Annotated in this window: 19 protein-coding genes; 14 read left to right on the top strand and 5 right to left on the bottom strand. The window is 71.6% G+C overall.

The annotated features are described in order from the left end of the window. Positions 1 to 2: 2 nt before the first annotated feature. The 6 genes from ACYVF7_RS29165 to ACYVF7_RS29140 all read left to right on the top strand — a co-directional run bounded on the left by ACYVF7_RS29165 (position 3) and on the right by ACYVF7_RS29140 (position 7,212). Positions 3 to 638, top strand: coding sequence for a TetR/AcrR family transcriptional regulator (locus ACYVF7_RS29165; RefSeq protein ID WP_460347047.1), 636 nt, complete (start codon positions 3 to 5; stop codon positions 636 to 638). A gap of 169 nt (positions 639 to 807) precedes the next feature. Next, positions 808 to 2,418 carry a ribosomal protection-like ABC-F family protein gene (gene abc-f / locus ACYVF7_RS29160; RefSeq protein WP_460347045.1) on the top strand — a complete coding sequence of 537 codons (1,611 nt, stop codon included), beginning with the start codon at positions 808 to 810 and terminating at the stop codon, positions 2,416 to 2,418. A gap of 42 nt (positions 2,419 to 2,460) precedes the next feature. Next, positions 2,461 to 3,708 carry an alpha/beta hydrolase-fold protein gene (locus tag ACYVF7_RS29155; RefSeq protein ID WP_460347043.1) on the top strand — a complete coding sequence of 416 codons (1,248 nt, stop codon included), beginning with the start codon at positions 2,461 to 2,463 and terminating at the stop codon, positions 3,706 to 3,708. Positions 3,709 to 3,831: 123 nt separating this feature from the next. Beyond that, on the top strand, positions 3,832 to 4,434 hold the full coding sequence (locus ACYVF7_RS29150; RefSeq protein WP_460347041.1) for a TetR/AcrR family transcriptional regulator: 603 nt from the start codon (positions 3,832 to 3,834) through the stop codon (positions 4,432 to 4,434). Then, on the top strand, positions 4,431 to 6,248 hold the full coding sequence (locus ACYVF7_RS29145; protein ID WP_460347039.1) for an alpha/beta fold hydrolase: 1,818 nt from the start codon (positions 4,431 to 4,433) through the stop codon (positions 6,246 to 6,248). The genes ACYVF7_RS29150 and ACYVF7_RS29145 overlap by 4 nt, the downstream gene beginning before the upstream one ends. 85 nt (positions 6,249 to 6,333) lie before the next feature. Next, a complete protein-coding gene (locus tag ACYVF7_RS29140) occupies positions 6,334 to 7,212 on the top strand; it encodes an arylamine N-acetyltransferase family protein (RefSeq protein WP_460347037.1) in 879 nt (292 codons plus the stop codon). 71 nt (positions 7,213 to 7,283) lie between these two features. Here ACYVF7_RS29140 and ACYVF7_RS29135 read toward each other — a convergent pair whose 3' ends face one another. Both ACYVF7_RS29135 and ACYVF7_RS29130 read right to left on the bottom strand, forming a co-directional pair. Next, positions 7,284 to 10,586, bottom strand: a complete 3,303-nt coding sequence (locus ACYVF7_RS29135; protein WP_460347035.1) for a DUF4132 domain-containing protein — start codon at positions 10,584 to 10,586, stop codon at positions 7,284 to 7,286. 72 nt (positions 10,587 to 10,658) lie between these two features. Continuing rightward, a complete protein-coding gene (locus ACYVF7_RS29130) occupies positions 10,659 to 10,922 on the bottom strand; it encodes an SRPBCC family protein (protein ID WP_460347033.1) in 264 nt (87 codons plus the stop codon). Between the two features lie 384 nt (positions 10,923 to 11,306). Here ACYVF7_RS29130 and ACYVF7_RS29125 point away from each other — a divergent pair, with 384 nt between their 5' ends. After that, positions 11,307 to 12,929, top strand: coding sequence for a DHA2 family efflux MFS transporter permease subunit (locus ACYVF7_RS29125; protein ID WP_460347031.1), 1,623 nt, complete (start codon positions 11,307 to 11,309; stop codon positions 12,927 to 12,929). A gap of 74 nt (positions 12,930 to 13,003) precedes the next feature. Here the strand turns inward: ACYVF7_RS29125 and ACYVF7_RS29120 are convergent, their stop codons facing one another. Beyond that, entirely contained in the window at positions 13,004 to 13,768 is a 765-nt protein-coding gene (locus ACYVF7_RS29120) for an SDR family NAD(P)-dependent oxidoreductase (RefSeq protein ID WP_460347029.1), read from the bottom strand. A gap of 217 nt (positions 13,769 to 13,985) precedes the next feature. Between ACYVF7_RS29120 and ACYVF7_RS29115 the strand changes: the two genes are divergently transcribed. Beyond that, on the top strand, positions 13,986 to 15,023 hold the full coding sequence (locus ACYVF7_RS29115) for a phosphodiester glycosidase family protein (RefSeq protein ID WP_460347027.1): 1,038 nt from the start codon (positions 13,986 to 13,988) through the stop codon (positions 15,021 to 15,023). Positions 15,024 to 15,026: 3 nt separating this feature from the next. On the opposite strand, the gene ACYVF7_RS29110 is transcribed toward ACYVF7_RS29115, so the two are convergent. Then, positions 15,027 to 15,479 carry an Lrp/AsnC family transcriptional regulator gene (locus tag ACYVF7_RS29110; protein WP_460347025.1) on the bottom strand — a complete coding sequence of 151 codons (453 nt, stop codon included), beginning with the start codon at positions 15,477 to 15,479 and terminating at the stop codon, positions 15,027 to 15,029. 111 nt (positions 15,480 to 15,590) lie between these two features. Here ACYVF7_RS29110 and ACYVF7_RS29105 point away from each other — a divergent pair, with 111 nt between their 5' ends. The 3 genes from ACYVF7_RS29105 (at position 15,591) to ACYVF7_RS29095 (ending at position 17,620) form a co-directional block, all read left to right on the top strand. Continuing rightward, the gene (locus tag ACYVF7_RS29105; RefSeq protein ID WP_460347023.1) at positions 15,591 to 16,208 is read left to right on the top strand and encodes a LysE family translocator; all 618 of its coding nucleotides are present in this window, start codon (positions 15,591 to 15,593) and stop codon (positions 16,206 to 16,208) included. 40 nt (positions 16,209 to 16,248) lie between these two features. After that, on the top strand, positions 16,249 to 16,695 hold the full coding sequence (locus tag ACYVF7_RS29100) for a PaaI family thioesterase (protein ID WP_460347021.1): 447 nt from the start codon (positions 16,249 to 16,251) through the stop codon (positions 16,693 to 16,695). A gap of 133 nt (positions 16,696 to 16,828) precedes the next feature. Further along, complete coding sequence (locus ACYVF7_RS29095; RefSeq protein WP_460347019.1) at positions 16,829 to 17,620, top strand: isocitrate lyase/PEP mutase family protein; 792 nt, start codon at positions 16,829 to 16,831, stop codon at positions 17,618 to 17,620. 70 nt (positions 17,621 to 17,690) lie between these two features. Here ACYVF7_RS29095 and ACYVF7_RS29090 read toward each other — a convergent pair whose 3' ends face one another. Continuing rightward, complete coding sequence (locus ACYVF7_RS29090) at positions 17,691 to 19,037, bottom strand: aminotransferase class I/II-fold pyridoxal phosphate-dependent enzyme (protein WP_460347017.1); 1,347 nt, start codon at positions 19,035 to 19,037, stop codon at positions 17,691 to 17,693. A 130-nt stretch (positions 19,038 to 19,167) separates the two neighbouring features. Here ACYVF7_RS29090 and ACYVF7_RS29085 point away from each other — a divergent pair, with 130 nt between their 5' ends. The 3 genes from ACYVF7_RS29085 to ACYVF7_RS29075 are packed head-to-tail and all read left to right on the top strand — an operon-like array spanning position 19,168 to position 21,851. Continuing rightward, on the top strand, positions 19,168 to 20,112 hold the full coding sequence (locus ACYVF7_RS29085; protein ID WP_460347015.1) for a substrate-binding domain-containing protein: 945 nt from the start codon (positions 19,168 to 19,170) through the stop codon (positions 20,110 to 20,112). Next, positions 20,109 to 20,900, top strand: coding sequence for a nitrilase-related carbon-nitrogen hydrolase (locus ACYVF7_RS29080; protein WP_460347013.1), 792 nt, complete (start codon positions 20,109 to 20,111; stop codon positions 20,898 to 20,900). Before ACYVF7_RS29085 ends, ACYVF7_RS29080 begins: the two co-directional genes overlap by 4 nt. Positions 20,901 to 20,912: 12 nt before the next feature. Then, the gene (locus ACYVF7_RS29075) at positions 20,913 to 21,851 is read left to right on the top strand and encodes an ABC transporter substrate-binding protein (protein WP_460347011.1); all 939 of its coding nucleotides are present in this window, start codon (positions 20,913 to 20,915) and stop codon (positions 21,849 to 21,851) included. The last annotated feature ends 48 nt before the right edge of the window (positions 21,852 to 21,899 follow it).

Raw genomic sequence — 21,899 nt, 5'->3', positions numbered from 1 at the left:
TCATGGCGGAGGAGCTCGGACTGCGGGAGCGCAAGAAGCGCGAGACGCGACAGCGCATCGCCGACGTCGCCATGGGGCTGTTCATGATGCGCGGCTTCGACCGGACCACGGTCGCCGACATCGCCCACGCCGCCGACGTGTCCGTGAACACTGTCTTCAACTACTTCAAGACCAAGGAGGACCTGTTCTTCGACCGTCAGGACGCCGCGGTCCAGAGCCTCGGCCGCGTCGTGGCGTCCCGGCGCGAGGGGGAGTCGGTCGTCGACGCGCTGCGCCGCGACTTCTATGAGGCGCTGGACGAGCGGGACTGGCGTTACGGCATCGTCAACGGCGCCGACGACTTCTTCAATATGGTCATGGAGAGCCCGTCACTGAAGGCGCGGATGCGTGAGATGGGCGAGCTGCGCAAGGAGTACCTGGCTCGGGTCCTGGCGGAGGAGACCGACGCCGACCCCGACGACCCCGCGCCGCGTGTCGTCGCCGCGCTGGTGGTCGCGCTGACGCACGCGATCTCGATGGAGTACCTCCAGCGGCTCCGGGCCGGCGAGAGCCACGCGGCGATCCTCCCGGCGCTGCGTGCCGCCGTCGACCAGGGCTTCGAGCTGCTGCGGTCCGGCATCGGCGACTATCCCGCCTGACCCGGGTCGGCGTCGACGGCCCGGCCGGCGTCGGGAAATCCTGTTGCGCTCGGGGAGGCCCGTCTGTCATCCTCTTAACGCAACAAATGTTGCGATTAACCGTAACGGAGGAGAGCCGTAGCCATGGGCCTGGCCCCGAACACCGCGATGTCCTTCTGGAACCCACGCCGTGTATCGGAGGCCCTTCTTGTCAACTCAGCTCACCCTGCGGAACGTCGCCAAGTCCTACGGTGACCACCGCGTCCTCGCCGACGTCTCCTTCTCCGTACGGCCCGGCGAGCGCGCCGGCCTCGTCGGGGAGAACGGCTCCGGCAAGTCCACGCTCCTCCGGCTGATCGCCGGCGCCGAGCGGCCCGACGACGGCGAGGCGACCGTCATGGCCGACGGCGGCGTCGGCCACCTCGGCCAGACGCGGGAGCTGCCGATCGGCGGCACCGTCCAGCAGGCCATCGACGCGGCCCTCGCCGACCTGCGGGCGATGGAGCGCCGGATGCGCGAGCTCGAGGCCGACCTCACCGAGGACCGGTTCGACGAGTACGCCGCGCTGCGGGCCGCGTACGAGGCGCGGGGCGGCTACGAGGCCGACGCCCGCGTCGACAAGGCGATCCACGGCCTGGGACTCACGCACCTGGACCGGGATCGCGCGCTCGGCACCCTCTCCGGTGGTGAGGAGGCCCGGCTGGCGCTGGCCTGCGTGCTGGCGGCCTCCCCGGAGATCCTGCTGCTCGACGAGCCCACCAACCACCTCGACGAACCGTCGATGACCTGGCTGGAGGACCGCCTCCGCGCCCACCACGGCACCGTCGTCGTGGTCTCCCACGACCGGCTCTTCCTCGACCGCGTCGCGACCGTGATCTACGAGGTGGAGGACGGCTCCGTGAGCCGCTTCGGCGGCGGCTACACCGGGTTCCTCGCCGAGAAGGCGGCGGCCCGCGTGCGCTGGGAGCAGGCGTACGTCGCCTGGTGCGAGGAGATCGAGCGGGTCGAGACCCACGCCGCGACCACCGCGCGCCGGGTCGCGCCCGGCCGGGCGCGCAAGGACGGCAACAAACTCGCCTACGACCGGGACGCGGGCCGGGTGCAGAGCTCGATCGCCGGGCGGGTCCGCCAGGCGCAGGAGCGACTGCGCAGGCTGCGGGAGGATCCGGTGCCCAAGCCGCCCGAGCCGCTGCGCTTCGACGGGCTGTTCCGCGAGGGCGACCACGGCGGGACGCTCGCCGACCTCCACGAGGTGACGGTCGGCGACCGGCTGCGCGCGGTGTCCCTCACGGTGGGGGCCGGCGATCACCTGCTGGTCCACGGGCCGAACGGCGCGGGCAAGTCCACCTTGCTGCGGGTCCTCGCCGGCGAGGACCCCGACTCCGGGACGGTGCGCCGGCGCGGGCGCGTCGGCTACCTGCCCCAAGAGGTCGAGTTCCCCGATCCACGGCGATCCGTGCTGGCGGTGTTCGCCGACGGCCGGACCGGCGATCCGGAGGAGCATCGCGCGCGGCTGCTGTCGTACGGGCTGTTCCATCCCGACGCCCTGGCCACGCCTGTCGGCGCGCTGTCGGTCGGCCAGCGGCGGCGCCTGGCCCTGGCCCGGCTGGTGGCCTCGGAGAGCGACCTGCTCCTGCTCGACGAGCCGACCAACCACCTGTCCCTGGTCCTCGTCGAGGAGCTGGAACAGGCGCTCGACGACTTCCGGGGCGCGCTGGTCGTCGTCTCCCACGACCGGGCGCTGCGGCGCCGTTTCCCGGGCCCGCGGCTGGAGATGCGCGACGGGCGCATCGCCGCCTGACCGCCCGCCGTACGGACCATCCCCTGCAGAAAGGACTTCGTGATGAATGCTGTGCAGAGTGCCCGGATCGAGGAGTTCCGCCGGACGCGGGACGTGGAGCGCCTGACCGCGGACCTGCGAGCGGTGGGCGGGCCGCTCGTCGAGGACGCCGGCGGCGATGACGTGCTGGTGACGTTCGTGTGGATCGGGCCGCAGCGGCAGGTCTCGGTACGCGGCGCGCAACTGTTCGAGGACCGCAACGCGATGTCGCATCCGATGCGGCACGTCGACGGCACGGACGTCTGGTACCTGAGCGTGCTCGCCCCGCGCGGCGTCACCACGGTGTACCAGTACCTGGTCGACGATCCGTTCCTGGACGCCGACAAGACCGACCTGGCGCTGCTGGGACGGCTGGTGGCCGAGGCGCGGGACCGGTCGTTCGCCGACCCGTTCAACCCGCGCCGGCTGTTCCCGCAGGCCGCCAAGATCGCGGGCGTGGACTCCGCGCCGCCGGAGCAATGGGACTCGGTGCTGGAGCTGCCCGGTCTGGAGCCGGCGCCCTGGTTCGACGGCGCCGAGCCTCCTGTGACCGGGCACCGTCTCGTCTCCGAGGCGCTCGGCAACGAACGGACCGTGTCGGTGTACGCGCCGCCGGGGGAGGGGCCGCATCCACTGCTGATCCTGCTCGACGGAGAGTCGTGGCTGTCGGTGGCGCGTCTCCACGTCGCCGTGGACAAGCTGATCACGAGCGGTGCGATGGCCCCGGCGGTGGTCGCGTTCGTCGACAATCCGCCGGACGGTATGACCGCCCGCATGACCGAGCTCGCCTGCCACTCCGCGACGACCCGGATGCTCACCGACGAACTCCTGCCGCTGCTGCGGTCGCACTACCCGCTGACGGGGGAGGTGATCGTCGGCGGCAACAGCCTCGGCGGGCTGGCCGCCGCCTTCGCCGCGTACGAACGCCCCGACGTGTTCACCGCGGTGCTGTCGACGTCGGGCAGCCACTGGTGGGGCTACCGGCCGGGTCCGGGCGGGTGGGGCATGGACGACGAACCCGAGTGGCTGACCCGGCGGTTCGCCGCCGCGCCGTACAAGCCGGTCCGGTTCTGGATCGACGTCGGCCGGCTGGAGACCGGCGCGTCCCCGCTGTCTCCCGGCGTCGACCAGCGGGCCGCCAACCGGCACCTGCGGACCGTCCTGACCGCCAAGGGCAACGACGTGACCTTCCACGAGGCGCCCGGCGGCCACGACTTCGCGACCTTCCGCCGCAGCGCGGTGCGCGGACTGCTGACCCTTCTGCCCGGGTGACGGGAGGCTCGCCTCGGGGCGCCAGGACCTGGCACCCCGAGGCGACCGTGCGGCCTACCGGGAACTTACTTTGTAAAGGACGTTGGCTGGCGAAAATATGTAGACCAGTCTATTCTTGCCCTCGTGATCACCAAAGGTGAGCGGACCAGCGCGCGGCTGGTGGAGTCGATGCTCGAGCTGATCCAGGCACGCGGTTACAGCGGCACGGGTCTCAACACGGTGGTGGAGCACTCCGGGGCACCGAAGGGGTCGCTCTACTTCCACTTCCCGGAGGGCAAGGAGGCGTTGGGGGAGAGGGCCGTCGAGCTGGCGGCCGACCGGTTCCGCACACTCTTCGCCGAGATCGCCGGCGAGGCCCCGAGCCCTGGAGACCTTCTCCGGCGCGTCGTCGACGTCCTGATCGGGCTCCTCGCCGACAGCGACTTCCAGCTCGGCTGCCCGGTCTCCGTGGTCGCCCTGGAGATGGGCGCGCACAGCGAGCGGCTGCGCACGGCCTGCGCGGTCGCCTTCGAGTCGTGGATCGCGCCGGTGACCGAGTACCTCGTCGGCCTCGGTCACCCGCGTCCCACGGCGCGCAGTCTGGCCACGACGGTGGTCAGCGGCCTGGAGGGCGCGATGATCGTGTCCCGTGCCCGGCGTGATGTGGAGGCGCTGCGCAGCGCCGCCCAGGTATTCGGAGATCTTGTCGACCAGCCGCCCGCCGGCGTCGCGGAGGGGAACTCATGAACGGGCCGCACGCTCTCGTCTTCGGTGCCACCGGATTCATCGGCCGGCACCTGATCCTCGCGCTGGACCAGACCGGGGTTCGCGTCACCGCGGCGATCCGCGACAGCGGGTCCGCTCCCGGCCTGCGGGACTGGCTCGCCGAGCGCGGGTGCCGGGCCGTTCCCGCCTGCGTCCGTGTCGACTTCGACGCTTCCGCGTTGCTCGAAGGCGACGCGTCGGACTGGAAGGACGTGACCGACGTCTACAACTGTGCGGGGGCCTACCGGTGGGGCATGACGGTCGAGGAGGCGCGTCACGCCAACGTCGACGGCGTCCAGGCGATCGTGGCGTTCGCGGCGCGGCTGCCTCGCCTGCGGCGCCTCGTGCACGTCTCGGGCTACCGCGTGGGAGGGCAGGGCCCCGCGACGGTGCCGTGGAGCGAGGAGGTCGTGCGGCGCACGTATCAGCGCCTCGGCGCGTACGAGGCGTCCAAGGTCGAGTCCGACGCCGTCGTCCAGGCCGACGCCGACCGGTTGGGCGTGCCATGGTCCATCGTCAATCCCTCCGCCGTGATCGGGGTCAGTGCGAGCGGTGAGTCCGACCAGCAGCTCGGGCTGGCCGCGAGCCTGCGGGATATCTGGCACGGTTCGGTCGCCGCGCTGCCCGGGGACGCGCGGACGTTCGTCCCCGTCGTTCCGGTCGACCACCTCGCGCGGTTCATGACGCTGCTCCCGGAGGATCCGGCCGCCCAGGGGGAGGCGTACTGGGTCTTGGACGACGACACTCCGCCGCTGCCGGACCTTCTCTCGCTCGTGGGCCGGCACTACCAGGTGAAGGTCCCGCGGCTGAGGGTCCCCGTGTCGCTGGTCCGGCGCCTGCCGACCGCGCTGACCAAGGCGGACAGGGAGACGCTGACCTTCCTGTCGTCCGACCGGTATCCCACCGGACCGGCCCGCGCGTTCGCCGAACGTCACGGGCTCGAACTCCCCGGCACGACCGAGTCGATCCTGCGGTGGGCGGACCACCTGGCCGCTCACCGGTTCGGCGCCGTGTCCGCCCGGCGACCCGCGCGGCGGTTCACCCTGCACGCGGGCGTACGGACGTTCGGCATCGGCGAGCCGGGCGCCCGGACTCTGGTACTGCCCGGCCTGCCGGTCAACGCCGACACCTGGGCGCCGGTCGGCGGCGCGCTCGGCGACGCGCGCGTGGTCGACCTTCCGGGCCTCGGAATGAGCGCCGGTCGTCCAGGTGACCTGGCCGCCTGGTCGACCGCTCTGGTCGAGGAGACCGGGCCGGTACACCTGGTCGGTCACTCCATCGGCGCCGCCGCCGCTGTGCGGGCCGCCGTGGCGCACCCGGAGCTGGTCGAGCAACTCACCCTGGTGTCGCCCTTCTTCCTGCAGGCACGCGCCGGGCTCGCCGTCCGGGTCGCGCCGGTGAGCCGCTGGTATCTCGGCCGGGTGGGTCCCGAGGCCCTGTCGCGGCTGCTCACCGGGGACGCCGCCCATGCGGAGAAACTCGCCTCCAGCGTCGAGGACCTGCACCGAGGGCGCGTCGCCGCCCACGTCGCGCGGTTGCTGGCCGACGCCGCCCGCGAGCGGTGGCGCGGCGAGCTTCGCGCCGGGCTCGAGCGCTACCCGGGACGCGTGCACGTGGTCGTGGGAGCCGAGGACCGACTGACCGACGAGGGCCGGGCGCTGGTGGACCGGCTCGGCGCACGGGCGAGGGTGACGACGATCGACGGAGCGGGCCACCATCCTCACCTCACCCATGAGGCGGAATTGGCCCAGGCGATCCGGGACCACGCCTCGACGCGTACCGGGATGACGCTCTGAGTGCGGGGCCGCCGGCGACCGCTCTGATGCTTCCGCCCGTCGAGTGATCGGCCGGGAGTTATGATGCGCGGCGGGGGTGGGCGACATGACCGGGTTCGACGTGTCGGAATATCTCCGTCGGCTCGGTCTGGCCGACCCCGGACCGCCGAGCGTCACCGGCCTGCGGGCTCTGCACGCCGCGCAGGTCGAGCGCGTCGCCTATGAGGCGCTGGACGTTCAGCTCGGCCGGCTCACGTCGATCGACCCGTACGACTCCGCGGAGCGCATCGTGTCCGGCCGCGGCGGATACTGCTACCACCTCAACGGCGCGTTCTCCCTCCTGCTGGGCGCGCTGGGGTACGACGTGTCCTGGCATCGGGCGGGTGTGCAGGCCCGGCACTTCCCCGAGCCCCCGGGCGTGCAGCTCGCCAACCACCTGGCGCTCACCGTGCGCGGGCTGCCCGCCGAGGACTGCCCGGAAGGGCGGTGGCTCGTCGACGCGGGGCTGGGCGACGGGCTGCACGAGCCGCTTCCGCTGCGCACGGGGGAGTACGTCCAGGGGCCGTTCCGGTTCCGGCTGCGTCCGTCGGAGGTCGAACCCGGCGGGTGGCGGCTGGACCACGACCCCCGCGGCTCGTTCATCGGCATGGACTTCGGTCTGCGGACGGCGGTGGTGGGGGAGTTCCTCGACCGGCATCACCACCTGTCGACGTCGCCGGAGTCCGGATACGTGCGCACGTGCACCGTTCTGCGGCGAGACGCCGACGGCGTCGACGCGCTCACCGGGTGCGTCCTACGGCGGATCGGCTCCGGCCCGGACCGGAAGCGCGTGCTGGATTCCCAGGAGGAGTGGTACGCCGTGCTCACCGACCTGTTCGGACTGGCGCTGCCCGATCTGGACACCGCCGCGCGGGCGGCCCTGTGGAGTCGCGTCCGCCGCGCCCATGAGGACTGGAGCGCCGGCCGCGACCTCGTGAACGACTGATCACCTCGATTCACCACGCCGAACTTACTATGTAAAGGCCCGGGGCTTCTGGAAGGCTCCACCACCACCGGTCACACGATCATTGACGCTGTCTCCTCGAACGCTTCGGTCAGGTCCGCGAGGACCTCGGAGATGATCGCCGGGTCCAGGGGGTCGCAGGAGGGACCGTCGAGCCGGACGTGCGGGATCTTCTGCTCGGGGTCGTCGATACCGGCCCCGGCCACGATGCCCGGATCGAGACCGACCACCAGGTGACGGCCGGCCGCCATCTCCCGGGAGATCCAGCGCGTGACGTCGCGGTCCTGCGGCTCTCCCCGTTCCCAGCCGCGCCGGATCAGCCGGAGCACGCCGCGGATCGGCATCGTGCGTCCCTCGAAGCGTTCCAGCCGGCCGCTCGACCGCTCGTCCTCGGTCAGGGTGTGCACGGTCCGGTCGAGCTGTCCGAAGGGCTGCAGGATCTCGTAGTCGGCGAACAGCTCGGACCAGGCCGGCAGGTCGCGGCCGAGGTCGACAGGGTGCGCGATGTGGATCGTGGCCGGTCCGGGCAGGTCCAGCGCGCCGTCGGTGATGCCGGCAAGGGTGCGGTCCTCGGCGATCCGGAACGCCGTCGTCCGGTCGCCGTCCTCGGCGATCCATACCAGCCTGCGCGTGATGTGCCAGGTCAGTGGGTGTGCGACGAACAGGTCCCGGAATTCGGAGAGCGTCCAGCGGCGCCGGGCCACCATGGCGGTCTCGAGCCGGCGGACCTGGTCGCCGGCGACCGTGCGGACGTCCTTCCTGAGCCCGGCGAACCTTCGGTACGCCGCCCCAGCACGCTCGGGGTCGTCCTTGGCTCCGGGTTTCGGCAGTGTCTTGCGCCGTTTGCCGTGCTCGTCGGTGACGTACGGGCGGAGCTGTTCGTCGAAACCGGCGACGAACCGCCGGGGCCCGTAGTCGAGGATGAGGGTCCCGTCGGGGTCGAGCCCGAAGTCCGGCACCAGCCGGTCGGCGAGCCGCTCGGGCGTCAACCCCAGCCGTGCGGCGACCTCATCGATCCGTTCCCGGGCCCGCGCCTTGAGCGCCGGGAACCGCACCGTCCGCGCGATTCCGTTCAGGTGCATCAGCGCGACGTCGGTGCCGATCTCGCCGAGCACGTCCAGGCCCTTGACCGCCTTGGCATTCCCACCCTCGCCCGGCCAGGCCCGGATCACCGGTGCGAGCCGCCGCACCGTCTCGTCGTCGCCGAGCCAGCCGAGCTGGGTCAGCGCCCAGCCGTCCCGGGCCGGCGCGCTGGCCGCCTGCCAGCTACGGAACAGCGCCCAGGAGAACTCCGCCAGGGAGGCCGGGTCACAGGCCTCGCGGACCGGCCCGATCCCCGGGTACATCGCGGCGGGCCTCGATATCGCGAGCATGGTCAGGAGGTGGGCGGTCGCCTCGCGCGGCAGCGCCCGCGTGCGGTCGCGCAGCCGGACCTGCGGGAGCAACTCGGACCCGGCCCACCGCCCGATCGCCGGCATCCGGTCCGGGAGGAGCTCCATCGGATCGACCGCCAGGAACCGCTCGATCGCGCGTGCGGCCTCGTCCCCGCACACGCGTGCGGCGGCCACGATCGCATCGGCGCCGTGCTCGGACACGAGGTGACGAAGGGCGCCCTCGGCGTCCTTCCGCCGCTTTCCGGGCTCGCCGAGCGCGGCCGGCACGAGGTAGGGCACGGCGTCCGTGCCGTGCCGCCCGAACCAGTTGGCGGCGGCCTCGCGCACCGAGTTCAGCCGCGCCAGCCAGCCGGCCGCCAGCAGCGCGGCCTCGGTGTCCAGGAACGGCAGGAGAACGGCCGCGGCGCCGGACGGGTTCGACCGGGCGGCGTACAGCGCGAGAGAGAGGGCGTCGAGCTCGAACCGCGCCACGATAGCCGGCATCCACGTCGCCGCCCCCGCAAGGTGCCCGGGTCGCCAGCTCCCGACCAGCGGTCGCAGCAACTCCTCGGGGCCCCATACGAAGAGCGCGGGGTCGCGGTCGGTCGTCCTTCCGGCCCGGTACTCCTCGATGGCCTTGATCGCGATTTCGCGACGCTGGTACCCGTAGGTGCCCGGCGTGGCCTCCGCCCACCGCTCCCGCTCGCCGTCGGCCCAGGTCACCGCCTGTCGGGCGGGCGGGGTCAGCCCGGCCAGGACGGTGGGCTCCGGCGGCGTGCGCCTCCGGGTCCACGGTGGCGTGACCAGCACCGGTGGGAGGGCGTCGGCCGGGGCGTCCGGCGCCCGCGTGTTCGCCGCGGTGAGCGACTCGATGACGGAACGGACGTCGGGCGGTAGATCCGGCAGCGCGGCCGCCGTACGCGCCGGAGCGGCCAGCAGGTGCCCGGCCAGCAGCTCGCGGGCGAGCCCGGCCGCGCGCGATGATCCGCGGGTCGCGGGGGCGAGCAGCCGGATCGCGCGGACCGGGAAGCGTTTCATCGCGCCGAGCAGCGCGGGCTGGACGTACTTGCGGCCGACGCGGTCCACCAGGGCCTGGAACGCCTCGTCCGACGGCAGCAGGGCGAGCGCGCCGAGCATCGTGCGGGTTTCGGGCACGGAGAGGTCCTGGTCCAGGGCATCGGTCAGCAGCGGCGCCATCGCCGGACCGAGCCCGTCGACCATGGTGGCGACGACGCCCGTGGGAAAGTCCCACCATCGTGGCGGCACCCGGTCGCCGAGCGCGGCGAGTTGGTCGGCCGAGCTCAAGGCGAGCAGCAGCATCCATCGAATCGGATCGTCCGGAGGGGCGGCGCAGCACTCGTCCACCCAGTCGCGCCGGTCCGGCACAAGGTAGGAGACGACGGCCCGCTGTGCGGGGTCGCGCCGGCAGCCCGCGAGCCGCTCCACGGCCTCGGCGTAAACCTCGTCGTCGGCGGCGGCCAGCCGGGTGCGGAGCCGGCGCGACGCGTACTCGTCCCTCCACCAGGCGTGCGTGTGCCGGCCGTAACGTGAGGCGGCGACCACCCGGAGCTCCCCGGTGCCGGGGGTCGACTCGACGGCGGCGGAACCGAACTCGGCGTACGCACAGGCGGCGAACGGCAGGCCATGGTCGGCGACCCAGGCGTCGGCGAACGGCCAGGCGACCCCTCCGACGGACCGGTGCACCTTGATCGACGCGCCCACCGCCGCGCCCAGCGGGTTCGGGGCGCCGTGAAGGTGGGCGAGCCCCCGATCGGCCAATTCGGGATCGGACCCCGGGGCGCGGAGCACCTGCTCGATCTCGGCACGGGCCTCTGGCGAGAGGAGCGTGCGCGGCGCGTGCTCGTCCACCGCGGCGACCGGCGCGTCGCCCCGCCGCGGATGCCGGCGCTCTCTCCACGCGGCGGGAAGGTTCAGGGCGTCTTCGTCGGGCCGTCGGGAGGTGGCGGTGGATCGGACGTTCATGCCGGCACACCGTAGGGCAGCAGCCTGACAGACCGCTGCACACCCCTGGAAATCGTCGTTACGAGCCGGCGGTCAGACGAGTGTTTCGTCGATCACCTTGGTGATCCGAGCGAGGACGCCCGGCCAGCCGCTGCCCATGAACCGGCGCGAGACCAGGGCCTGCGGGATGGGGTCGGCGCGGAAGGTGAAGGCGTGGCCGATGGCCGGCTTGAAGTCGTTGGGCATGAGCCAGCGGGCCATCAGGTCGGGATCCGTCAGCGCTCGCCACACCCTGGCGGGCGGGTGTAGCAGGTATTCGTCGACGTGGATGGCGTACGGGTCGTTCGGGTCGGTCACGGGTTCTCCTCGTCCAGGACGTTGCGCAGGGCCGTCAGTCGCTCACGCCAGAACCGCTCGTACGGGTGGAGCCAGTCCTGGAGCTCGACGAGCGGCCCGGCCTCGAGCCGGTGGTGGCGCTCGCGGCCGCTCTTGCGCTCGGTGACCAGCCCGCTGTGTTAATCTCCGAACCGACTTCTCACCGTTGGGCCTTTGCGCCTCGCCAACCAGCTTCACCCGGGTCCCGATGACGTGGGGAAGGTGGAAGTCGCTCACCACATCCTGGAAAAGGGTGTTCTGTGGTGGTGGCGACGTGCGGGGATCTGCCAGGGATCGTGTTCTGGCGTCAGCGGCCTGGTCCGCGTCACCATCCAGCACAGCCGGTTCCTCAGGGAGGGCTCCGGAGTGCCGGAAGTCAAATCCACCGAGAAATCCGCCACGCAGCGTCCGTGGCTGGTTCTCGGGATCATGTGCATCGGCTTCTTCATGTCGTTGCTCGACGGATCCATCGTCAACGTCGCCATCCCCACGCTGATCCACAGCGTCGGCGCCTCGTACGACCAGGTGCTGTGGGTCGTCGACGGCTACCTGCTCGTCTTCTCGGTGCCGCTGATCACCACCGGGCGACTGGGGGACATCTTCGGATACCGCCGGCTGTACGTGATCGGCGTCATCACCTTCACCATCGCCTCGGCGCTGTGCGGGCTGGCCGACTCACCTGGCCGGCTGCTGACCGCCCGGGCGCTGCAGGGGCTGGGCGGGGCGCTGCTGTTCCCCCAGGTCATCTCGTCGATCCTGACGATCTTCCCTCCGCAGTTGCGCGGCCGCGCGTTCGGCCTGTTCGGCGCGATCGTGGGCTTCGCCCCGATCGTCGGCCCGGTCGCCGGCGGCCTTCTGCTCGCCCACCTCGGCTGGCGCTGGATCTTCTTCGTCAACGTCCCGATCGGGATCGTCACCGCCGTGCTGGCGCTGACCCTCGCGCCGCCCATGCGCTCGGGCCGCACCCACCGGCTCGACCTGGTCGGCGTGGCGCTGGCCACCGCCGGGCTGAGCGGCATCGTGTTCGGCCTTATCGAGGGAGAACGCTATGACTGGGGCACCATCGCCGGGCCGGTCAGCATCGCCTCGGTCATCGTCGCGGGCGTCGTGCTGCTGGCGGTGTTCGTGCTCTGGCAGCATCTGCGGCGGGACGAGCCCCTGATGCCGCCGGCCCTGTTCGGAGCGCGCAACTTCGCGGTCGGTAACGGGGTCGGGTTCGTGTTCCAGCTCGGCATGATCGGCATCATGTTCGTGGTGGTGCTGTACCTGCAGATGGCGCGCGGATACTCGGCGCTGGAGACGGGCCTGGTGGTGCTGCCGAACGCCGTGCTCACCGCGGTCGGCTCGGCGTACGCGGGACGGCTGTCGGACCGGTTCGGCGGCAAGTACGTCCTGATGGCCGGGATGACGCTGCTGGCCATCGGCCTGCTGGTGCTGGTCGCCGTGGCCGGCCCCACCAGCGGCGCGTGGAGCCTGCTGCCCGGTCTGGCCATCATCGGGATCGCCGGTGGCGCCACGTTCGCGCCACTGCAGCAGGCCACGATGGACGGCGTCGATCCGCGGCTGGCCGGGGCGGCCTCCGGCGTCTCCAGCACCACCCGGCAGGTCGGCGGCGTCCTCGGCACCGCCGTGCTGGGCGCCCTGCTGTCGGCCCGCCTCTCCTCCACCCTGCGCGGCGAGGCAGAGAAGCGCGCCTGGCTGCCGGAGAGCCTGCGCGCCCGGTTCATCGGCGACAGCGTCGACGCCGCGCGACACTACGGTCCGCCCACGCCGCCTGGCGGCCTGAGCCCCGCCACGACCGGTCTGTACGAGCGTGTCACCACCGACGCGTTCGCCGCCGGCTTCGTCAATGCGATGCACACCGCCCTCGTGGCGTGCGCGGTGGTGCTCGTGGCCGCCGTCCTGTTGTGTTTCCTGTTCAGCCCGTCCAGCAGGCCGGCGACCGTACGCGCGCGGAGGAGGCAGGCCGAGACCACGCCGCAGGACTGACTCCCCCGATGGTCGCGGCCACCAGGCCGCGGCCATCGCCCGCCGACTCCCGTCGGCGACGGTCGGCGGCCTCGTCACCAGGTCTGTTCGGCGGCGCGAACGAGGATCTCGTTGACCGCCACCCGCCGGTCACGCGTGACGATGTAGGTGACGACGTCGGCGATGTCCTCGGGGCGGAGCATCTCCAGGTCCTCGGTCATCCGGGCGATCTGTTCGCGGATTCCGGCGCGGATGTGCGAGCCGAGTTCGGTGTCGACGGTGCCGGGTTCGACCACGCTGACCCGTACGCGCTCGCGCATGACCTCCTGGCGCAGGGCCTCGGTGAAGCCGTTGACGCCGAACTTGGTGAGGTTGTAGACGGCCGTGCCGGGGCGTGCGACACGACCGGCCGTCGAGCTGATGTTGACCAGGTCCGCGACGCGGCGCGGGGAGTCCTGGGCGGCCTTGCGGAGGTGGGGGAGGGCGGCGCGGGTGACCTCCAGCAGCGCGTTGACGTTGATCGCCAGCATGCGCTCCCACTCGTCGGCGGGGGCGTCCGCGACGGGCCCGGTCAGCATGAGCCCGGCGTTGTTGACGACGGTGTCCAGGCGTCCGAGTTCGCTCACCACGCGCTGTACCGCTCCGGCGGCCTGGGCCGCGTCGGTGAGGTCGGCCTGGACTGTCAGCGCCGAACCGCCGTCCGCGGTGATGTCCCCCGCCACCTCGTCCAGCCGGTCGCGGCGCCGTCCCACGACCGCGACCGCGGCGCCCTCCGCCGCCAGGGCGCGCGCGGTGGCCGCCCCGATGCCGCTGCTCGCGCCGGTCACCAGCGCGACCGTGCCACTGAGAACGCTCGACATGGTCCTGCCTCACTCACAGCCCCTGAAGGCTCTCGATCGCTGTTCCTCGCGCCGGTACGCCGCCCGACTGGGCGAGCACCTCGAACTGGAGGATCCTCCGATTAAGATAAGCGGAGCATCCTCCGTCTAGCAAACCGGGAGCAACGGGCTGATGAGGGGCGCGTCCGGGCTGGTGTTCTCGTGGTGGCGATGAGGCTGGTCTGGCATGATCCACTGGATGGCGGGGGAGCAGTCGGAGCCGGGCCGTCCTTGGCGGGGGATCCTGCGACCGTGGCGGTGGCCGCGGCGATGGCGGTGGCTCGTCGCGCTGGCCCTGGCACCGGTCCTCGTGGCGTTGCTGGCGGGGACGGTGGCGTACGGGGAGGGTGGCTGGTACGGCGTCAACGTGATGCTGCGTCGCGGCGCCAGCATCTGGGTCGATGTCGCTCCGGACGACCGTCGGCTGTCTCCGGGGATCAAGCTGTCGCTGGCCAGGCAGCGCACGCCTGACGCGGCCGAACCGGTGCGCTGGCGCCACGTCGCCGCCGGGCTGGAGGTCGCCGAGCTGCCCGTCCGGGTGGGCGGGCGACCGGTGGACGCGCTGTTGCTCAGCCGGGTCGACCCGGCCCGCTACCGGTTCCGGGTGCTGAACCGCGCGGCCGGCGACCGGGACGTCGGCGGCTGGATGGCGGCCACGGGAGCGTCGCTGGTCGTCAACGGCAGCTATTACGCCCACGACGGGCCGCCGGACACGCCCGTGGTCAGCGACGGCCGCCGGCTCGGCCCCGCGTCGTACCAGGCCACCCACGGTGCGTTCGTGGTCGGCGGGGATGGCGCCCGTCTGGTGGACCTCGCCGGTCTCGACTGGCGGAGGGTCACCGACGGGGCGAGCCAGGCGATGGTGTCCTATCCGATGCTGCTGGGGGCCGACGGACGCGGCCGGACCGGGGGAGCGGACGAACGATGGCTGGCCAACCGCAGCTTCCTCGGGCAGGACGGCGCCGGGCGGATCATCGTCGGCACCACCCATGACGCGTATTTCTCCCTGCCCTCGCTCGCCGCGTTCCTTCCCCGTGCCGGGCTCGACCTGCGCCTGGCCTTGAACCTGGACGGCGGGCCGGTCGCCTGCCAGAAGGTGTCGGCCGGCGGATACCGGCGGGACTTCTGCGGGCGTTACGAGCTGGCCGTGCACGGCGGCCGGCTTCAGCTGCTGCGGTCGCTGGTCGACTTTCGACGGTGGGCCCTGCCGATGGCGCTGGTGGCCGTCCCGCGCTGACGGCTACTCCGGCAGCGGGCGGTCGTGGACGACGTTCTTCATGACCAGGGTGGACGTCAGACGCTGGACGCCCGGCAGTTTGGCCAGCCGCTCGTCGTAGAGCCGCTGGAAGGCCACGAGGTCGGCGGTGGTGACGCGCAGGAGGTAGTCCGGTTCGCCGAACAGGCGCTGGGCCTGGATCACGTGCGGCACCGCGGCCACGGCCTCCTCGAAGGCGTCGACGGTGTCGCTGTCCGACCAGCGCAAGGTGGCGAAGACCAGGGCCTCGAACTCCAGACCGAGGGCGGCCGGGTCGACGACCGCGCGGTAGCCGCGGATCGCGCCCTCTCGCTCGAGGTCGCGCAAGCGGCGGTGGCAGGGCGAGACGCTCAGCTTCACGCGGGCGGCGAGCTCGGTCACCGTCAGGCGGCCGTCCAGCTGCAGTTCAGTAAGAATCTTCCGGTCCAGGGCGTCCATGGAGAAGATCCTCCCTCATATTGGACGATAGAGGAGTAAAGACAGCAACACTTTCTGGCGCTTCACGCCTAATCTTCCCTCTCGGAGCATGAACGTGAGAGGGATCGATCCATGGATACGACGACGGTGGCGGCCTTCCTGGCGATGGATCTGCTGCTGGTGTTCACCCCCGGCGCGGACTGGGCGTACGCGATCGCCGCGGGGCTGCGGGACCGGTCGGTCGTCCCTGCGGTCGCCGGGCTGATCGCCGGATACGCGGGATACACGCTGCTCGCCGTGGCCGGCCTGGCGGTGATCGTGGCGAGCTCGGCGAGCCTGCTCACCGCGTTGACCGTTCTTGGGGCCGTCTACCTGATGTGGCTGGGCTGGGGGGTGCTGAGGAAGCCTTCCACTCTGGCCGCGGCCACGGAGGACACGGGCTCCACGCGCCTGCAGATCATGCTCAGGGGAGCCGGGATCAGCGGCCTGAACCCCAAGGCGCTGCTGCTGTACTTCTCGCTGTTTCCGCAGTTCATCAAGCCGGCGGGCGGTTGGCCCGTCGCCGCGCAGACCGGACTGCTCGGCGCGCTCCACATGACGGCCTGCGCGGTCGTCTACCTCGCCGTCGGCGTCCTGGCCCGCACCGTGCTGACGACCCGGCCCTCGGTGGCCAGGGCGGTCACCCGGGCCTCCGGTGTCATGATGATCGTCATCGGCGGGCTCCTGCTGGTGGAACGCCTGGCCGGCTGACGACCCCGCCCATCCGCTCACCGCCCGGCAAGGAGAGCACGTGGAAGACCACGAACAGGCGAGCCCCGAGGTGCAGAAGCGCATCCGGGCGAGCTTCGACCGACAGGGGCTGATGAGTCACCTCGGTGCCCGCATCTCCCACATCGCCCTTGGCCGCGTGCACATCGTGCTGCCCCGCAGGCCCGAAGTCACTCAGCAGCACGGTTACATCCACGCCGGCGCCACCAGCGCCATCGCCGACAGCGCCGGTGGCTACGCGGCGTTCACGCTGTTCCCCGAGAACACCGATGTGCTCACCGTCGAGTACAAGATCAACCTGCTCGCGCCCGCCGTCGGCGACCACATCGAGGCGATCGGAACCGTCTTGAAGTCCGGGCGCACGCTGACCGTGTGCCGGTTGGAGGTGTTCGGCGTCCAGGACGGCCGGCGGTCGCTCGTCGCCAACGGCCAGCAGACACTGATCCGTATCAACGGGCGCGAGCAGTGAACTCGCGGGCCGCCTGAATTGGCCTGAATTTACTACGTAAAGGCCATCGGCTGGATAACGCTTGCGACCTGCCGGAACGCTTCGCCGGGTGTCGAAGTGTTCCGGCATTAGCGTCGACGTTGGGGGTGATCGCATGACCGTGGATCGCTGCGCCGAGTTCCGGGCGCTGCACCATGCCGCCGCTCCGCTGCTGCTGCCGAACGCCTGGGATCACGCGTCGGCCGCCGCGCTCGCCGACGCCGGGTTCGCGGCGGTCGGGACGACGAGTCTGGGTGTGGCGGCGGCCGCCGGGCGGCCGGACGCCGAAGGCGCCACCTTGGATGAGACGCTGCGGCTGGCGCGTTCGGCGTCCCGGCTGCCGTGCCCGTTGAGCGTGGACATCGAGGGCGGTTTCAGGGCCGACCCGGACGGCATCGCCGCCGTCGTGGGCGAGCTGGCCGATCTGGGAGTCGCCGGGATCAACCTCGAGGACGGCAGGCCGGACGGGACGCTGGCGGATCTGTCGCGGCAGACCGAGGTGATCAGGGCGATCCGGTCACGGGTTCCCGGCATGTTCGTCAACGCCCGAACCGACGCGTTCTGGCTGGAAGTCGCCGAGCCGATGGGGGAGGCGCTGCGCCGGTCGTCGGCGTTCGTCGAGGCAGGGGCCGATGGGGTGTTCGTGCCGGGGGTCGCCGCGGAGGCGGACATCTCGGCGCTCGTCGCCGGCAGCGCCGTTCCGGTGAACGTCCTGTTCCTGCCGGGACGGCATACGGTCGCCGGTCTGGCCGAGCTGGGAGTCCGCCGTATCAGCCTGGGGTCGCTGCTGTTCCGTGCCGCGCTGCACGCGACGGTGGAGACGGCGCGGGCGATCCGAGCCGGAGAACCGGCGGGCGCCGGCCTGCCCGGTTATGCCGACGTCGTCGAGTTGATCAGCCGGTTTTAACGACTGAAACTTACTATGTAAAGGCTGCTGGTTTGTTGAAAATCCTTAAATAACAAAGAACCAACCTTCCTCAAGGACGTCCGGCCGCGAGAACGACCAGGTCGGCGAGTTGGCGGAGGGATTCGGGATCGTCGGGGAGTTGTCCGGTGGCGATGCGGATGTGCGGGTCGGAAGGCCGTACCTGGTAGCGGCTGCCGGGGGCGGCCGCCACACCGTGCGCGGCGAGCGTGACGAGGGCCGCGGACTCGTCGGCGACCGGCACCCACAGCATCAGCCCGTCGTTGTTGTGGGTCGCCACGCCCTGGGCGGCCAGTGCCTCGGCCATGCGTTCGCGGCGTCGGGTGTAGACGGTGCGGGCGTGGTCGACGGACGCGCGGGCGTCGGGGTCTTCGAGGAGGTGGGCCAGGGCGTCCTGCAGGATGCGGCTGGTCCAGCCGGTGCCGTAGCTGCGGAGGACGCGGACCCGCTCGATGGTCTCCTCGGCGCCTCCGAGGACGGCGACGCGCAGGTCGGGTCCGTGGGACTTGGAGTATGACCGGATCAGGACCGTCTGGCCCGGCAGGTGCTCGCCGACGCTGACCGCCGGTGTGGTCGACGCCTCGCCGAGTCCGTCGTCCTCGACCGCGAGGGTGCTGGTGGGGGCGAGCAGCGCGGCGAGTTCGGCGGCGCGTTCGCGGGTCAGGGCGTGGCCGCAGGGGGTGTGGGCGCGGGGCTGGTAGACGAAGGCGGCCGGGTTGGTCGCCAGGGCTTCGGCGAGGGCGTCGGGGAGCGGGCCCGCCTCGTCGCAGGCGACGGGGATCACCTCGGTGCCGAGGGCTTCGAAGATGTCGAGCAGGCGGGCGCCGGTGGGGTCTTCGACGGCGATGCGGTCGCCGGGGAGGGCGGCGGTCTGGCAGGTCAGCTGGACGCCTTCGTAGCCGCCGCCGGTGACGAGCCAGGCGCCGGCGGGGAACGGCCAGGTGGGTTCGACGGCGCGGCGCAGGCGTGGCGTGATGGTCTCGCGGGCGTAGTCGTTGAGGCGTTCGGCGTGTGCGGCGGCGGCGAGGGCCTTCTCCAGTGGGGGGAGCAGGGCGGGGTCGGGGGCGGCGATCGCGAGGTCGACGGCGAGGTGGCCGCCGAAGTGGCCGATCCGTTCGTAGCGGACGGGGTGGGGGACGCTGGGCGGTCCGACGACGATCGTGCCGCGGCGGCGTTGTGCGCTGATGACGCGGTGCCGGCGGAGCGTCGCCCACGCGTCGGCGACGGTGGCGGGGCTGACGCCGAGTTCGGTGGCGAGGCCGCGGACGGTGGGCAGGCGTGTCCCGGCGGGCACCTGTCCGCCGCGGATGAGGTCGGTCACGGCCGAGGCGATGCCGCGGGCGCTGCGGTCGCCGATGTGGTCGGCGAGCCATTGGGCGTCCACTGAGGGCTCGGGCATGGTCCCCACCTGCCGTTCTGTCGGTTTCGTTGTGATAAATCTTTGTGCAGTAACAAAGTGAGTATTGTACTTGCTTCGGGGTGAACATATCGTCGGTCGCCATCGAGGGATGTCGAGCGAATGGAGCGATGTGTCGGTTCCACGGATTCGCCTGGCCCTGCGCGACTGGGATCATCTGGTCCCGCTCGTGACCGGCCGGGTACGCCCACGGGACTTCGAGCTGGAGGTGGAGTCCCGGCCGGTGACGCCGGACGTGCTCGCCGAGCCTGAGCTGGACGGCGGCGAGACCTCCTTCAGCCGTTACGCGCTGGGGCGGGCCCGCGGCGACGACCGCCTGATCGGGCTCCCGGTGTTCGTCATGCGCGGGTTCCGGCACCGCTGCGTCCTCGTCCGGCGTGACAGCGACCTGGCGTCGCCGAAGGACCTGGCCGAGGCGCGGATCGGGCTGACGGGCTGGCCGGACTCGGGCAACACCTGGACGCGGGCGCTGCTGCGCGCGGCCGGGGTGGACCTGGACGGGATCGCCTGGACGGTCGGGCCGCTGGTCGCGGGGGAGTCCGGCAAGGACCGGGTCGGGCCGCGGCCGCTTCCGCCGAACGTCACGGTGGCGGCGGAGGGCGAGTCGCTGGTCGAGGGACTGGCGGCGGGACGGTTCGACGCCGTGTTCACACCGTTCATGCCGGATGAGCTGTTCACCGCGGACAGCCGGTTCCGTCACCTGTACGAGGATCACCGCGGCGCCGAGCTGGACTACTTCCGTACGACCGGGTTCGTGCCGGGGATCCACCTTCTGGCGGTCAAGCGCGCGGTGGTCGACCGGTACCCGTGGCTGCCGGCGGCGTTGGAGGAGGTCTTCGAGGAGTCCAAGCGCGTCTGGTTGGCGCGGCGTCGGCTGCTGGCCGACACCACGCCGTGGCTGCTGGCGGAGCTGGAGGCGAGCGCGGAGATCTTCGGGCCGGACTGGATGCCGTACGGGACGTCCGCCAACGCCGCGATGACCGCGGCGTTCTGTGACGAGCTTCATCTGCAGGGCATCGCCCCGCATCCGATCGACGCCGAGGAGATGTTCGCATGAGGATCGCGGTCGGGCAGTTCGCCGTCGCGGAGGACTGGGAGGCCAACCTGAAGGCCTGCCAGGCGCTGGTCGATGAGGCCGTGGCCGGGGGAGCGGACCTGCTGGTGCTGCCGGAGGATTCGATGGCGCTGTTCATCGACGAGCCGATGCGGATCGTCGATGCGGCCCAGTCGCTGTCCGGTCCGTTCCTGAGCGGTCTGCTGGAGCGCACCGCCGGGTCGTCGACGACGGTCGTCGTCGGCATGCACGAGCCGGCCGGGGACGGGAAGGTCCACAACACGCTCGCCGCGCTGCGCGACGGCGCGCTGGTGGCGTCGTACCGGAAGGTGCATCTGTACGACGCGTTCGGCGCGCGGGAGTCGGACCGGGTGCGCCCGGGTGGCGGCGAGCCGGTCGTGTTCGAGTGCGCGGGCTGGCAGGTCGGGCTGATGACCTGCTACGACGTAAGATTCCCGGAGATGGCCCGGCTGCTGGTCGACCGGGGCGCCGAGTTGCTGGCGCTGCCGGCGGCCTGGGTGCGCGGGCCGGCCAAGGAGTGGCACTGGGAGGTCATGGTGACCGCCCGGGCCTTGGAGAACACCTGCTACGTCGCGGCGTCGGGCGAGTGCGGCCGCCGCAACATCGGCGCGAGCATGGTCGTGGATCCGCTCGGGATCGTACGTGCCCGGCTGGCCGACGGGCCGGGGTTGTTGTGGGCCTCCGCCGATCGTGAGGAGCTGGCCGCGGCCCGCCGGAAGTTGCCCGTGCTCGCCAATCGGCGTTTCTTCGTCGACCCGTCAATGCGTTAAGGAGTAGATATCGTGTCGAAACGGATCGTTGCCGCGCTGGCCGCGGCGGGTGTTCTCGCGGTGACCGGCTGTGGTGCGAACCCGAGTGAGGTCGACGGCGGCAGCGGGGGCAAGGCGCAGGGCGCGGCCCCGGTGGACCTGAAGCAGACCCTGAACAAGGACCTGAACGCCAAGCTGCCGGCGAAGGTGAAGGCGGCAGGCAAGCTGATCTCGGTGAACAACGGGTCGTTCCCGCCGTACGAGATCGCCGGTTCGGACGGAAAGACGCTGTCGGGCGCGTCGGCCGATGTGGCGACGGCGCTGTCGCAGATCCTGGGCGTGAAGATCGAGCATGCGACGGTGGACGGGCTGCCGAGTGAGCTGAGCGGGATCAAGGCGGGACGCTACGACTTCGCGATCGGGCCGATCGGTGACTTCCCCGAGCGGGAGGCCGCGAACGACTTCGTGGACTGGGTGCGGGAGTTCGTGGTGTTCGCCGTGCCGAAGGGCAATCCCAAGCACATCACCTCGATCACGGACACGTGCGGGCTGCGCGTCGCGGTGATGGCGGGCGGTTCGGCGGAGGATGTGATCAAGAAGCAGGCGCAGACGTGCGTGCAGCAGAAGAAGCCGGCCGTGCAGGTGCAGTCGTACAAGGATCAGCCGACGTCGATCCTGGCGGTGCGGTCGGGGCGCGCGGACGCGTTCTTCTCCTCGCAGGCGCCGCTGACGTACTTCGTCAAGGAGGCGGGCAAGGCGCTGGAGCTGGCGGGCACCGGTAAGCCCAACGGGTTCGCCGACCTGTACCAGGGCGCGGTGGTCGCGAAGGGGTCGCCGCTGCGGGACGTGCTGTTGGAGGCGCTGCGGGAGCTGGTGGCGAACGGCACGTACAAGAAGATCATGGATAAGTGGGGTCTGTCGGCGAACGTGCTGGACAAGCCCGGCGTGAACCTGGCGCCCAGGAAGGGGTGAGGCTCTCGTGGCTGTGACCGAGAAGACGTCCCGGGACGCGGCGGGTGA

It is taken from the genome of Actinoallomurus acanthiterrae, from assembly GCF_054775715.1.
The sequence above is the reverse complement of the archived record's forward strand: the minus strand, read 5'-3'. Positions and strand labels throughout refer to the sequence as shown.

Bases quoted from the DNA above. Each gene is read 5' to 3' on its own strand.
- ACYVF7_RS29155 (WP_460347043.1), top strand. From the start codon at position 2,461: ATGAATGCTGTGCAGAGTGCCCGGATCGAGGAGTTCCGCCGGACGCGG.
- ACYVF7_RS29120 (WP_460347029.1), bottom strand. From the start codon at position 13,768: ATGTCGAGCGTTCTCAGTGGCACGGTCGCGCTGGTGACCGGCGCGAGC.
- ACYVF7_RS29140 (WP_460347037.1), top strand. From the start codon at position 6,334: ATGACCGGGTTCGACGTGTCGGAATATCTCCGTCGGCTCGGTCTGGCC.
- ACYVF7_RS29135 (WP_460347035.1), bottom strand. From the start codon at position 10,586: ATGAACGTCCGATCCACCGCCACCTCCCGACGGCCCGACGAAGACGCC.
- ACYVF7_RS29095 (WP_460347019.1), top strand. From the start codon at position 16,829: ATGACCGTGGATCGCTGCGCCGAGTTCCGGGCGCTGCACCATGCCGCC.
- ACYVF7_RS29105 (WP_460347023.1), top strand. From the start codon at position 15,591: ATGGATACGACGACGGTGGCGGCCTTCCTGGCGATGGATCTGCTGCTG.
- ACYVF7_RS29090 (WP_460347017.1), bottom strand. From the start codon at position 19,037: ATGCCCGAGCCCTCAGTGGACGCCCAATGGCTCGCCGACCACATCGGC.
- ACYVF7_RS29165 (WP_460347047.1), top strand. From the start codon at position 3: ATGGCGGAGGAGCTCGGACTGCGGGAGCGCAAGAAGCGCGAGACGCGA.
- ACYVF7_RS29110 (WP_460347025.1), bottom strand. From the start codon at position 15,479: ATGGACGCCCTGGACCGGAAGATTCTTACTGAACTGCAGCTGGACGGC.
- ACYVF7_RS29080 (WP_460347013.1), top strand. From the start codon at position 20,109: ATGAGGATCGCGGTCGGGCAGTTCGCCGTCGCGGAGGACTGGGAGGCC.
- ACYVF7_RS29115 (WP_460347027.1), top strand. From the start codon at position 13,986: ATGGCGGGGGAGCAGTCGGAGCCGGGCCGTCCTTGGCGGGGGATCCTG.
- ACYVF7_RS29145 (WP_460347039.1), top strand. From the start codon at position 4,431: ATGAACGGGCCGCACGCTCTCGTCTTCGGTGCCACCGGATTCATCGGC.